Consider the following 13514-nt stretch of genomic DNA (forward strand, 5'->3'; position numbering starts at 1 on the left):
TTCAATCAAAAAAAAGTTTAATAGTTCTCATGAAGACCTGATTCAGCAGGTGGAACGGCAGCGAAATCCACCCGATGAGATAAGGCCGAAGTCGGTTTTGTGAGAGTCGAATTATGCCAAAGGTAGGAATGCAGCCAATCAGAAGGCAGCAGTTGATTGATGCCACGCTGGCCGCAGTAAACGAAGTGGGTATGCACGACGCCACCATCGCGCAGATAGCGCGCCGGGCAGGCGTTTCCAACGGCATCATCAGTCATTATTTCAAGGACAAGAACGGCCTGCTGGAAGCCACGATGCGCTATTTGATCAGCCATCTGGGCGAAGCGGTGAAATTGCGGCTTCAGGCATTGCACGACCACAGCCCGGCGTCACGGCTGCTGGCGATAGTCGCCGGCAACTTTGACGACAGCCAGATCAACAGCGCGGCGATGAAAACCTGGCTGGCCTTTTGGGCCAGCAGCCTGCATCAGCCGCAGCTCAATCGGCTGCAGCAGGTCAACGGCCGCCGACTGTATTCCAACCTGTGCGCCGAGTTCCGGCGCGCGCTGCCGCAACCGCAGGCGCGGCTGGCGGCGAAAGGGCTGGCGGCGTTGATCGACGGCCTGTGGCTGCGCAGCGCGCTGCGCGGTTCGGCGTTTAACCAGGCGCAGGCGATCGCGCTCACCACCGACTACATTCAGTTTCAACTCCGGGGGCAGACGCCACCCTGAGGACAACCCAAGGAGATCCTATGTCCCGTTTTGGCTTGCAGAAGCTCTATATCAATGGCGCTTATGTAGACAGTACCGATGGAAAAACTTTCAACGCGGTGAACCCGGCGAATGGCGAAGTGCTTGCCGAGGTCCAGTCCGCCAGCGCTGAAGACGTCAACCGTGCGGTTGCCAGCGCGGCCAGCGGACAAAAGGTGTGGGCGGCGATGACGGCGATGGAGCGTTCGCGCATCCTGCGCCGCGCGGTAGACATTCTGCGCGAACGCAACGACGAGCTGGCGGCGCTGGAAACCCTGGATACCGGCAAGGCGATGGCGGAAACCACCGCGGTGGACATCGTCACCGGCGCCGACGTGCTGGAATACTACGCCGGCCTGATCCCGGCCATCGAAGGCCAGCAGATCCCGCTGCGCGACACCTCCTTTGTCTATACCCGCCGCGAGCCGTTGGGCGTGGTGGCCGGTATCGGCGCCTGGAACTACCCGATTCAAATCGCGCTGTGGAAATCCGCGCCGGCGCTGGCGGCGGGCAACGCGATGATTTTCAAACCGAGCGAAGTCACTTCGCTGACGGCGCTGAAGCTGGCGGAAATCTACACCGAGGCCGGCCTGCCGGACGGCGTGTTCAACGTGGTGACCGGCAGCGGCGCGGAAGTGGGCCAGTACCTGACCGATCATCCGGGCATCGCGAAAGTGTCCTTCACCGGCGGGGTGAAAACCGGCAAGAAGGTGATGGCCAACGCTTCCGGCTCGACGCTGAAAGAAGTCACCATGGAATTGGGCGGCAAATCCCCCCTGATCGTCTTCGACGACGCCGATCTGGATCGCGCCGCCGACATCGCCATGATGGCCAACTTCTACAGCTCAGGCCAGGTGTGCACCAACGGCACCCGGGTGTTCGTGCCGGCCGCGCTGCAGGCGCAGTTTGAGGCGAAAATTCTCGAACGCGTACGGCGCATCCGCCTGGGCGACCCGACCGATCCGCAAACCAACTTCGGGCCGCTGGTCAGCTTTGCCCATATGGAGTCGGTGCTGCGCTTTATCGAGAGCGGCAAGAACGGCGGCGCGCGCCTGCTGTGCGGCGGTGAACGCGTGACCGAGGGCGACTTCGCCAAGGGCGCCTACGTGGCGCCGACGGTGTTCAGCGACTGCAGCGACGACATGGAAATCGTGCGCGAAGAGATCTTCGGCCCGGTGATGAGCATTCTCAGCTACCAGACGGAAGAAGAGGCGGTGCGCCGCGCCAACGACACCACCTTCGGCCTGGCCGCCGGTCTGGTGACCAACGATCTGACCCGCGCGCACCGCGTGATCCACCAGCTGGAGGCCGGCATCTGCTGGATCAACACCTGGGGCGAATCGGCGGCGGAAATGCCGGTGGGCGGCTACAAGCAGTCCGGTGTCGGCCGCGAGAACGGCCTGGCGACGCTGGAACACTACACCCAGATTAAATCGGTGCAGGTCGAGCTGGGCGATTACGCCTCGGTATTTTAACTATCCCCGTCGTCTTTCAAACTACAGCGTTGTTGGCTGCGAGCGCAGACCCCAGTCACTTACTTGAGTAAGCTCCTGGGGCTCTGCGCCCTTGTCGCCTAGCTGTAACTCGAAATCCATAGGGGATATATCCTTTTTTGCATCTAAAACTGCCTTGATATATTCAGCATGCGGAATTCAAGCCATTCGCATCATTCAGGCATACGAATATTTAGGAGATAATCGATGGAATACGATTACATCATTATCGGCGCAGGTTCCGCCGGCAACGTATTGGCCACCCGTTTGACCGAAGACGCTGACGTCAGCGTACTGCTGCTGGAAGCCGGCGGCCCGGACTACCGGATGGATTTCCGTACTCAAATGCCGGCCGCGCTGGCATTCCCGCTGCAGGGCCGCCGCTACAACTGGGCGTATGAGACCGATCCTGAGCCGCATATGAACAACCGCCGCATGGAGTGCGGCCGCGGCAAGGGCCTGGGCGGCTCTTCGCTGATCAACGGCATGTGCTACATCCGCGGCAACGCGATGGACTTCGACAACTGGGCGAAGGCGCCGGGTCTGGAAGACTGGAGCTACCTCGATTGCCTGCCGTATTTCCGCAAGGCGGAAACCCGCGACATCGGGCCGAACGATTATCACGGCGGCGAAGGCCCGGTCAGCGTCACCACGCCGAAAGCCGGCAATAACGAACTGTTCCACGCCATGGTGGAAGCCGGGGTACAGGCGGGCTACCCGCGCACCGACGACCTGAACGGCTATCAGCAGGAAGGCTTTGGCCCGATGGATCGCACCGTGACGCCGAAAGGCCGCCGCGCCAGCACCGCCCGCGGTTATCTGGATCAGGCGCGCGCGCGTCCCAACCTGAAGATCGTCACCCATGCGCTGACCGATCACATTGTGTTCGACGGCAAGCGCGCGGTGGGGGTGAACTATCTGCAGGGCGACGGCAACCAGCCGATCCGCGCCACCGCGCGTCGCGAAGTGCTGCTGTGCGCCGGGGCCATCGCTTCGCCGCAGATCCTGCAGCGCTCCGGCGTCGGCCCGGCGGCCCTGCTGAAAAGCCTCGACATCAATCTGGTGCATGATTTGCCGGGCGTTGGCGAGAACCTGCAGGACCACCTGGAAATGTATCTGCAGTACGCCTGTAAAAAACCGGTGTCGCTGTATCCGGCGCTGCAATGGTTCAACCAGCCGAAGATCGGCGCGGAGTGGCTGTTCAACGGCACCGGCGTGGGCGCCAGCAACCAGTTCGAGGCCGGCGGTTTTATCCGCAGCCGCGAAGAGTTCGCCTGGCCGAACATTCAGTACCATTTCCTGCCGGTGGCGATTAACTACAACGGCAGCAACGCGGTGAAAGAGCACGGCTTCCAGGCGCACGTCGGCTCGATGCGTTCGCCGAGCCGCGGCCGAGTGCAGGTGAAATCGAAAGATCCGCGCCAGCATCCGAGCATCCTGTTTAACTATATGGCGACCGAGCAGGACTGGCAGGAGTTCCGCGACGCCATCCGCATCACGCGCGAAATCATGGCGCAGCCGGCGTTGGACGAATACCGCGGCCGCGAAATCAGCCCGGGGCCGGAGGTGCAGACCGACGAGCAGCTGGACGCCTTCGTGCGCGAACATGCCGAAACCGCTTTCCACCCGTCCTGCTCATGCAAAATGGGTGAAGACGAGATGGCGGTGGTCGACGGCCAGGGCCGGGTGCACGGCATGGAAGGGCTGCGGGTGGTGGATGCGTCGATCATGCCGTTGATCATCACCGGCAACCTGAACGCCACCACCATCATGATCGCCGAGAAGATCGCCGACCGCATCCGCCAGCGCGCCCCGCTGCCGCGCAGCACCGCCGACTACCATGTCGCCGGCGATGCGCCGGCGCGCAAGCAGTAACCGACATGCCCTCTCGCCGATGAGGGGGAGGGCCGCTGTAGCAAGCAACCCCTCTCCATATGCTCTTCCCCGAGGCGAGGGGGCAATTCATACCCGCCATCGTTCAAACTGCAGGTAACAACGCCGCAACGCTAAGGCTATGGGGTATAAATGTACCGCTTAAGCCGGCAGCGAGATCGCCTGATCGAAACTGTTTGGCGTCGCCATGCGCCACATGCGGGCGTAAAAGTCGCTTTCAATCTCCTTTTGCAGCAGCGCGCCGGGTTCCAGGTAATAGTAGATATCGGCGTAGACCTTGATTTCGGTCGAGGTGATGCGGCGCAGCATATGGTGCGACGTCAGCTGCTCGGGGCGGCTGACGCCGGCCGCCGCCAGCATTTCCGCCAGCGCTTTTACCGTGTTTTGATGGAAATGGTAAACGCGCTCGGCCTTGTTCGGCACCACCAGCGCCTTTTGCCGCAGCGGATCCTGCGTGGCGACGCCGGTCGGGCAGTGGTTGGTGTGGCAGCTCTGCGACTGGATGCAGCCGACGGCGAACATAAAGCCGCGCGCCGAGTTCACCCAGTCGGCGCCCAGCACCAGCACGCTGGCGATGTCGAAGGCGCTGATGATCTTGCCGCTGGCGCCGATCTTGATCTGGTCGCGCAGCCCGCAGCCCACCAGGGTGTTGTGCACGAACAGCAGCCCTTCGCGCAGCGGCATGCCCATATAGTTCGACAGCTCGAGCGGCGCGGCGCCGGTGCCGCCCTCCTTGCCGTCCACCACGATGAAGTCCGGCAGAATGCGGGTATGCAGCATCGCCTTGACGATGGCGACAAACTCCCAGGGATGGCCGATACACAGCTTGAAGCCGACGGGCTTACCCTCCGACAGTTCACGCAGTTGCTGAATGAAATGCATCATTTCCACCGGGGTGGTGAAAGCGCTGTGCGAGGCCGGGGAAATACAGTCTTCGCCCTGCGGCACTCCGCGGGTGGCGGCGATTTCCGCGTCCACCTTTTTCGCCGGCAGGATGCCGCCATGGCCCGGTTTGGCGCCCTGGCTGAGTTTTATCTCAATCATCTTCACCTGCGGGCTGCGCGCCTGTTCGGCAAAGCGCCGGGGATCGAAATGCCCGTCGGCGGTGCGGCAGCCAAAGTAGCCGCTGCCCAGCTCCCAGACCAGATCGCCGCCGTTTTCACGGTGATAGCGGCTGATGCTGCCCTCGCCGGTGTCGTGGTAGAAATTGCCCTTGGCCGCGCCGAGATTGAGGGCGCGGATGGCGTTGGCGGACAAGGCGCCGAAGCTCATGGCCGAAATATTGAAAATGGACGCCGAGTAGGGCTGCGTGCAGGCCGGGCCGCCGATGGCGACGCGGAAGCTGGTGGGATCGGAAACCTCTACCGGCCGCATGGAGTGGCCGATGCACTCGTAGCCGGTTTGATAAACGTCCAGCAGGGTGCCGAACGGCTTGTCGCCCATCTCGTTTTTGGCGCGGCGATAGACCAGGGTGCGCTGAGTGCGCGAAAACGGGATTTGCTCATTGTCCTGTTCCAGAAAATACTGGCGCAGCTCGGGGCGGATAAACTCGAAGAAGAAGCGCAGGCGGCCGATGATCGGGTAGTTACGGCAAATCGCGTGGCGTTGCTGGGTAAGATCGTAAATGCCCAGCGCGCTCAAACAGCCGAAAACGAGGGCCGGCAGCAAAAACCACGGGTGGTTTAACATCAGCGCTAATGAAACCAGGGTAAGCAAAATGCTCACGACGAAGCAGGTATAACGGCTGAATAATGATGACTTCATAACATCTCCTGATGTTTTTTTTGATCCAGACGACATGACTCACGGAAGATCCGTGGGCAAATCTTAATCAACGGGAGGTGGATGTTATGTGGCTGTTGCTGCTAGATCGCTTATTGTTACATTAATTTAACCTGGCGGCCGAGAAAAGGTTGCCGCGCGGCGAACCGCGCAACAATCTGGCCAGGGGGTTATTTGCCGGCGACGAAGATCGCGCTCATGTTGCGCAGCCGCAGCTTTTTCATCGCGCTGTATTTCTGTGAAAAGATGGTCTTGGGGTGCGTGCCGCGCTTTTCCGCAATATGCAGCAGGCTGTCGCCGCGCAGCAGGTTAAAGATAACATCGCTCTCCGCCGGGCTGAGTTCGCGGGTTTTCTGCACCTTGATCCCGCCGGGCTCTTTGCTCTCCAGCAGCCGCTGTATTTTTTCCTGCAGCGAATAAAGCGGGATGCGCGTTGACACCAGCTCCACGGAAATGCCCAGGATCGACAGCAGTTTCACCACCCGCTCATCGTCATAAAACACCAGAATGCGCGTTTTGGTGTTGTATTGCTGGTGCAGGGACACCAGGCTTTCAATCACGTTGACGCTCTGCTCCAGATTTTGCGAGGTAAAGATCAGCGCAATATCATGCTTGATGATCTTCTCCGCCTTGGCGCCGCCGTGCATGAAATCGGAAAACAGGCGAATGTCGTAAGGACCGTAATGTTTTTTCAGCAGCACTGAAAGGCCGACATAGCTGTACTTACACTCACTAATCACCAGAACATTGTTTTTAGACATAATGGCAAACACCATACTGAGTTAAAAGTATTCGGCTGTAAGAAGCGAGTTCAAATCCATGATGCTGGATTCCTTCCACAGCTTTCCCTGCAGTGCGTAATATGGCATTTCGTCCAGCCATTTCTTATGTTCGGGAGTTTCAACTCCTTCGATGATTACCTTGTAATGATTAAGGTAAAAAAAACGCAATAAAGCGCGCATTAAACCCTCACCGCCGGACTTTTTCATAAAGTCCCACAACAAAAAACGGTCGAGCTTAACGAAGCGGAACTGACTGTTGTACAACGCGGAAAAACCCGCATAGCCAGAACCAAAATCATCGAGCCAAAATGAATAACTATTCAATGAGGGATCGCCATGGACGCGGTCCTTCACCAGCCGGGTTGAGTTCTCGCTGATTTCGAAGTGAATACAGCGCATGGCATTAATTCTTTCGGCAAAGCCGTTATTGGCCAGGGATTTCAACGAGTGATCGTCCACATTCAATGTGGCTATCACCTGGTTTTCATAAAACCAGTGTTTATATTTTTCGATCAGAGTGACCTGATCCAACAAAATCTCAATCCGGGTGTCGCTATCGGCGTGGCGAAAGAATTGTTCTGGAGAAAAATGCGCATACTGGCTATTAAACGTAAAGCGAGATAAGCATTCAACGGCCAGCAATTGTCCGGATTTTGCGAACATAGGCTGAAAAACATAATTAATGCCGTTATTTTTCTCTCTAAAAGAACCGCTCATTTCCCAATCCTTGGATTGATATTTAACTTGTTGATTTTTGTGTGTAAAAAGAAAGTTACTCCGCTGTTTATTGGTAAATTTCTTATTTAGCGCGCCGAAATGGCCGAATGGCTCATGACGACCATTTAACGCGTGATTTGTGCCAAAGTCCAAACGGTTCTATATGTTACATATTGTAAATAATCAGGATAATACCCTAATTTTCATGCCTTAATGCCAAATGATGAACTCTTAAGCTTTCCCAAACACAGATTATTCCTATTCATTTGAATCGTCAACATCGATCGATAGGTATTTGTTGATAGTTTATTCCTATCAAGAGGGGGCTTATGAATGTTTTAAACGATTTAACAATAAGAATATGCTTAGTCTATATTTCGTCCCGCAATGGGTTCATCGAAGCAACACTCCTTTTCAGCAAGGAGTGCTATCGCTGAGTGTATGCTCAGTGCCGGCAACATATATATAAGCCCGGCACTGAATCGATTATTTTATTGTTCTATGGAGCTGGAAATGAAAAAAGTATTATTGCCTTTGGCTGCACTGGTATTGTCTGCAACTGCTTCCAACGCAATGGCTGCAAGCGGCAACGTTAAATTCACCGGTGAAATTGTTCAGTCTACCTGTAAAGTTGTTGATAAAGACCAGAATAAAGAAGTTTACCTGGGTAAATATCCTACTACCGCATTCCCAACGTCTGGTTCTACCAGCGGCGCTAAAGCTTTCGATATTAGCCTGGAAAAATGCGAAGCAGGCAACTACACCCTGCGTTTCGACGGCAACACCCCGGCCGGTCACCCAGAGCTGCTGGCGGTAACCGGCGGCGCTAACGGCGTTGGCGTTGAAATCCTGGATAACAACGGCGCAACGCTGCCAATCTCTCAGGAAGTGGCTACCCCAGCTACCGTGACCGTTGCTGCCGATGGCGACAACCCAGGCGCTGCGACGTTCAACCTGCGCGCTCGCTACAAATCTTACCAGGATCTGGTCACTGCTGGTCAGGCAAACTCTAACGCTACCTTCACCATCGAATACAAATAATTCGCTGGCAGGATAGATAGAGTTATTGGCCATGGACGGCTAAATTTTGAGAGTTGAGATATTCCGATGAAAAAAATTCTTTCTTGTATTTTATTCGCGTTTTCCGTAAATGCCTTTGCCGGCATTCAGGTCGATGCAACGCGTGTAATTTATAACAGCGCAAGTAAATCAGCATCGCTCTCAATCAGCAATGACAGCGACGACACCTATATGGTGCAAACCTGGCTGGATACCGGCGATTCAAGCCAGATGCCAAAGAATTTACCGATCGTGGTTACGCCTCCCATTTTAAAACTGGCTGCCAAGAAAGACGCCATTCTGCGTTTTATCTATTCCGGCAGCGGTTTGCCGCAGGACAGAGAATCTCTGCTCTGGGTCAACGTACAGGAAATTCCGCCAACGCCTAAGCAGGACAACGTGCTGCAGGTGGCGATCCGTACCCGCATCAAGCTGTTTTACCGCCCTGAAGCGCTGAAGGCCAACCTGCAACAGCAGGCGGAAGCGCTGAAGTGGCAGCGTCAGGGCGGCAATCTGGTGGTGACCAATAACGGCCCGCTGTACGTCACGCTGGGCGTGTTGACGCTGAAAAGCGGCGGCAAGAGCTGGAAAGTGAACGCCGATATGGTGAGCCCGCACGATAGCCTGCGCATTTCCCTGCCGCAGGGGGCGCAGTCGGCCAATAGCATGTCGTTCACCTATATCAACGACTACGGCGGCCACACCGAGATTAAGAACGTCGCATTGAACTGATTGAAGCACTTCAAGGAATGAAAGAAATGGCACATAAAAAAATAACGACCCTCACGCCAAAACGTTTGGGCAGGCTGATTAATGGTGTAATTTATTTTTCTGCCGTGCCATTTTCATTCTCACATCTGGCGATGGCGGAGGAACGGTTCAATACCTCCTTCATCCACGGCGATGACAACGTCGCTCAGGTGGCCGCGTTGGCCAGCGGCGACGATATTCTGCCGGGCAAATATCCGTTTGATATTTACCTCAACGGCCAGCGCATCGATCACCGCGATATCGAATTTAAAAAAGACGCCAAAGACGCCCCGGTGGCGCCTTGCCTGACGGCGCAGGATTATCAGGATTACGGCGTCAAGCTGCCTGGCGATCTCGCGACCGCCGGCGCCGCGCAATGCTACGCTTTGCCGCAGCAAATCTCGGGCGCCAAGCTGAGCTATGACGCCGCCATCCAGCGGATGGATCTGGAAGTGCCGCAGGTCTTCCTGGTGCCGCGCCCGCAGGGCGCCATTTCGCCGAAGGTCTATGACCGCGGGATCAACGCCGGCTTCGTCAATTACAATTTCAGCGGCAACCACAACCGCTACGGCAACAACCAGAACGACAAAACCTCCGATTACTACTTCCTGAGTCTGAACAGCGGCCTTAACCTGGGCGACTGGCGCCTGCGCAATAACTCGACGCTGAATCGGCAGTCGGGCGCGGGCTCTCATTGGAACAATATTTCCAGCTGGGCGGAGACCGATCTCGTTTCCCTGCGCAGCCGTCTGGTGATCGGCCAGACCAATACCAACAACAACGTATTCGACAGCATCCAGTTCCGCGGCGTGCAGATGTCCAGCGCCAACGACATGCTGCCGGAAAGCCAGCGCGGGTATGCGCCGGTGGTGCGCGGCGTGGCGTCGACCAACGCCCGCGTCGAGATCCGCCAAAACGGCTACACCATCTACAGCACCAACGTGCCGCCGGGCCCGTTCGCGCTGACGGATATTTTCCCCAGCACCCTGAGCGGCAACCTGAACGTGACGGTGATCGAGGCCAACGGTTCGCGCACCACGTTTGTCGTGCCGTTCTCTTCGGTGCCGAACATGCTGCGTGAAGGGATTTGGGACTATCAGCTGACCGCCGGTAAATATCACGACGGCACCAGCCGTTATCAGCCGAAATTTATGCAGGGCACGCTGTCGCACGGCATGGCCTATGACATCACGCCTTATGGCGGCGTGCTGGTGGCGGAAAACTACCGCTCGGCGGTGTTGGGCCTCGGCAAAAACCTCGGCGTCTGGGGCGCGGTTTCCTTTGATATGTCGTATTCCGATACCAATCTGGTCAACGGCGACGACAAGCAGGGGGAGAGTTTCCGCTTCCTGTACTCCAAGTCGCTCAACGACTGGGGCACTGAATTCCAGATCGCCGGCTACCGTTACTCGACCTCCGGCTACTATGATTTTTCGGACGCCGTGGCGGAGCGCGATCGCTATGAGAATGGCTACTACCGCAATGATTACTACGACGAAAACGATCGCAATCTCGGCGTGCCGGATTGGGCGGAATCGCGTCGCCGTACCTATTACACCAGCCGTTTCAACAACAAGCGCCAGCGCGTAGAGCTGTCTATCAACCAGCGCATCGCCGGCAGCTCAACGCTGTACGCCAACCTCAGCAACCAGTCTTACTGGGGCGGCTCCGGCCAGGATCGCACGGTGCAGACCGGCTTTAACAGCAGCTACAAGAACATCAGCTACGGCGTGTTCTACCAGGACAGCCGCAGCAACTACGGCTACAAGGACCGCAGCGTCAACCTGACCGTGTCGATTCCGTTCAGCTTCTTCAGCCGCGATTCGTCCGATATGACCGCCAGCTTCAACGCCGGCCACAGCAAACAGAGCGGCAACACCTACAGCGCCGGCCTGAGCGGCACCGCGCTGGATGACAACCGTCTGAACTATGCGCTGCAGAGCGGGCACGATCGCTACTCCGGCCAGACGACCTCGGCCAACGTCGGCTATCAGGGCAGCATGGGGACGGTCAACGCCGGTTACAGCTACAGCAACGATTACCAGCAGTCTTCACTCGGCGTGGCGGGCGGCATTGTGGCGCACGCCGGCGGCGTAACGCTGACCCAGCCGCTGCAGAATACCTTCGTGCTGGTAGAGGCCAAGGACGCCAGGGGCGTTCGACTGGAAAACCAGCCGGGCGTGGCCATCGACCGTTTCGGCTATGCGGTGATGACTTCCGCATCGCCTTATCGCCATAACCGCGTGGCGCTGCGCACCGAAGACATCGGCAACGGCCTGGATATCCCGATGGCGGCCAGGGACGTGGTGCCGACCTATGGCGCGATCGCCCGCGTCAAGTTTGAAACGCACACCGGCCAGAGCCTGCTGGTGCACAGCAAAATGGCGGACGGCAGCGTGCCGCCGATCGGCGCCAACGTGTTCAGCGCCGACGGCAAGAACAACGGCACCGTAGGTACCAATGGCGATATTTATATTTCAGGTGCATCCGCAGGCGATCGTCTGCTGGTGAAATGGGGCAGCGACGCGGGCGAAAGCTGCTCGCTGATCGTACCGGAACTGAAATCGGCGACCGAACGGCTGATGGGTTACCAGGAACTCACGCTGACCTGTGGAAAACCCTAAAAGGAATGGTTATGTCTTCTTTGTTAAAGCATAAAAACTTCGGGCTGGCGGCGGGGCTGCTGGTCACGCTGGGGGCTTTCTCCCAGAGCAGCTACGCGCTGTCGTGCAAGCAGAACGGCAATATCCGTCAGGACATCGTGCTGGATAAAGCCATCAAGGTGTCTACCGCCAATACGGCGCCGGGCGCTTTGCTGTGGCGTTCGCAGACCTTCACCTCTTCGTTCCAGTGTACGGATGACTGGAACAACCCGAGAGGCGAAAACGCCTTCCTGTATTGGGATCCTCAAACGCAAATGAGCAAGATCCACAATTCGATCGAGGTCGGCGTCACCTATAACGGCATTGATATCAAACCGGTCAAGGGCGCGAAGCAGGACGTCGGCCCCGGCACCGAGTGCCGCCGCTCCGGCAGCCGCTGTTTGTCCCCGGCCAAATCGCTGACGGTGACGGTGTCCTACGCCATTTACATCAAGGCGACCGGCAAGGCGCCGCCGGCGGGCGGCAAGATCAACGACAGCAATGCCTATTCGGTATTCCAGGTCGATGGGGTGGGCGGTCTGAACGGGACGCCGAACAGCAACTTTAACGCCTATATTTCCGGGCTGGGCAATATTCAGTTCATTTCCTGCAACCCGAAAATCACCGTGGTGGCCAACAACGGCTCCACCGTGAATTTTGGCACCATTCCGCGCCAGAATGCGGTAGCGGGCAAGATTGAAAAGCAAATGCCGTTCTCGGTAACCGCCAACATGTCGGATCCGACCACCGGTCAGGACTGCCAGGGGGAAACGCTGCAGGCCAGCTTCAGCTCCACCTATCCGGTTCAGGACAACAATCTGATCCTGCCGACCAGCGACAGCGGCTTCGGCATTTTGATTTCGCAGGCGGCGACGCCGAATACGCCGATCCCGATGAACAGCCCGGTCGATCTGGGCCTGGTCAACGGCACCATCGTCGAGAAAAACTTTTTGGCCAGCCTGAAGTGGCTGAACACCAACCCTAAAGTGGGGCCGTTCAGCGCCTCGGCGAATATCGACGTGACCTTTAAATAGGCCGACGATCGCCGATGTAAAAAGGGTTCAGTCCATTCAAGGCTGAACCCTTTTTTTATGCCGCCCGCTTATTTCAACGCAGGCCCATCCAGCTGGTGCAAACGCCGTCCACGGATTTCCCCGCGTACCACAGGTGCACGCCCGGCGATTCGTGACGGTGCCCGTTCAGCGGCGCGATCGGCTGCGGGCGCACTTCCGCCACGTCCCAGCGGGTGGTGCGGCGATAGACCGCCGGCGTTTTGCCGAACTGTTTTTTGAAGGCGCGTGAAAACGACGGCTGGGAATCGAAATGGTATTGCAGGGCGATATCGAGGATTGGCCGCGGGGTAGAGCGCAGGGCCTGCGCCGCCTGCGACAGGCGCCGCTCGCGAATGTAGCTGCCCAACGCATGGCCGGTGGTGCTGCGGAACATGCGCTGCAGGTGCCACTTGGAGTAGCCCGACTTGGCCGCCACGTTGTCCAGCAACAGCGGTTGATCCAGATGAGTTTCAATCCAATCCAGTAAATCGTGAATGATATTGACGCGATCCATTATTTAAGTTCTCCCGCAGAAACGACATTCGGTCACAGAGACTCAGCGTAATTATCCAAGAATGTTCTTTGATAATAGGCCGCGTAATCGGGTTACGCAAGT

Annotated in this window: 11 protein-coding genes; 7 read left to right on the forward strand and 4 right to left on the reverse strand. The window is 57.4% G+C overall.

What is annotated here, in order from left to right; all coding sequences use genetic code 11:
• The first annotated feature begins 113 nt into the window (after nucleotides 1–113).
• The 3 genes from betI to betA all read left to right on the forward strand — a co-directional run bounded on the left by betI (nucleotide 114) and on the right by betA (nucleotide 4096).
• Nucleotides 114–710 carry a transcriptional regulator BetI gene (gene betI, locus CKW09_RS07780; protein ID WP_061797577.1) on the forward strand — a complete coding sequence of 199 codons (597 nt, stop codon included), beginning with the start codon at nucleotides 114–116 and terminating at the stop codon, nucleotides 708–710.
• A 20-nt stretch (nucleotides 711–730) separates the two neighbouring features.
• Nucleotides 731–2203 (forward strand): betaine-aldehyde dehydrogenase, encoded by a 1473-nt coding sequence (gene betB, locus CKW09_RS07785; RefSeq protein WP_095096500.1) that lies wholly within the window; start codon nucleotides 731–733, stop codon nucleotides 2201–2203.
• Nucleotides 2204–2428: 225 nt separating this feature from the next.
• Nucleotides 2429–4096: a choline dehydrogenase gene (betA, locus tag CKW09_RS07795; RefSeq protein WP_061797575.1), complete on the forward strand. Its 1668-nt coding sequence runs from the start codon at nucleotides 2429–2431 to the stop codon at nucleotides 4094–4096.
• A gap of 159 nt (nucleotides 4097–4255) precedes the next feature.
• Here the strand turns inward: betA and CKW09_RS07800 are convergent, their stop codons facing one another.
• The 3 genes from CKW09_RS07800 to CKW09_RS07810 all read right to left on the reverse strand — a co-directional run bounded on the left by CKW09_RS07800 (nucleotide 4256) and on the right by CKW09_RS07810 (nucleotide 7395).
• A complete protein-coding gene (locus CKW09_RS07800; RefSeq protein WP_061797574.1) occupies nucleotides 4256–5878 on the reverse strand; it encodes an FMN-binding glutamate synthase family protein in 1623 nt (540 codons plus the stop codon).
• A 188-nt stretch (nucleotides 5879–6066) separates the two neighbouring features.
• Nucleotides 6067–6657 (reverse strand): LuxR family transcriptional regulator, encoded by a 591-nt coding sequence (locus tag CKW09_RS07805; protein ID WP_061797617.1) that lies wholly within the window; start codon nucleotides 6655–6657, stop codon nucleotides 6067–6069.
• Nucleotides 6658–6678: 21 nt separating this feature from the next.
• Nucleotides 6679–7395, reverse strand: coding sequence for an EAL domain-containing protein (locus CKW09_RS07810; protein WP_061797572.1), 717 nt, complete (start codon nucleotides 7393–7395; stop codon nucleotides 6679–6681).
• A gap of 513 nt (nucleotides 7396–7908) precedes the next feature.
• Here CKW09_RS07810 and CKW09_RS07815 point away from each other — a divergent pair.
• The 4 genes from CKW09_RS07815 (at nucleotide 7909) to CKW09_RS07830 (ending at nucleotide 12880) form a co-directional block, all read left to right on the forward strand.
• Nucleotides 7909–8436 carry a fimbrial protein gene (locus tag CKW09_RS07815; protein ID WP_061797615.1) on the forward strand — a complete coding sequence of 176 codons (528 nt, stop codon included), beginning with the start codon at nucleotides 7909–7911 and terminating at the stop codon, nucleotides 8434–8436.
• Nucleotides 8437–8502: 66 nt separating this feature from the next.
• A complete protein-coding gene (locus CKW09_RS07820; protein ID WP_061797571.1) occupies nucleotides 8503–9186 on the forward strand; it encodes a fimbrial biogenesis chaperone in 684 nt (227 codons plus the stop codon).
• A 26-nt stretch (nucleotides 9187–9212) separates the two neighbouring features.
• A complete protein-coding gene (locus CKW09_RS07825) occupies nucleotides 9213–11828 on the forward strand; it encodes a fimbria/pilus outer membrane usher protein (protein ID WP_061797614.1) in 2616 nt (871 codons plus the stop codon).
• Between the two features lie 11 nt (nucleotides 11829–11839).
• Nucleotides 11840–12880 carry a fimbrial protein gene (locus tag CKW09_RS07830; protein ID WP_061797613.1) on the forward strand — a complete coding sequence of 347 codons (1041 nt, stop codon included), beginning with the start codon at nucleotides 11840–11842 and terminating at the stop codon, nucleotides 12878–12880.
• A 73-nt stretch (nucleotides 12881–12953) separates the two neighbouring features.
• On the opposite strand, the gene CKW09_RS07835 is transcribed toward CKW09_RS07830, so the two are convergent.
• Nucleotides 12954–13412 (reverse strand): helix-turn-helix domain-containing protein, encoded by a 459-nt coding sequence (locus CKW09_RS07835; RefSeq protein WP_061798385.1) that lies wholly within the window; start codon nucleotides 13410–13412, stop codon nucleotides 12954–12956.
• Nucleotides 13413–13514 lie beyond the last annotated feature (102 nt).

The sequence above is a fragment of the Serratia ficaria genome, assembly GCF_900187015.1.
In the GTDB taxonomy this organism is placed as follows: domain Bacteria; phylum Pseudomonadota; class Gammaproteobacteria; order Enterobacterales; family Enterobacteriaceae; genus Serratia; species Serratia ficaria.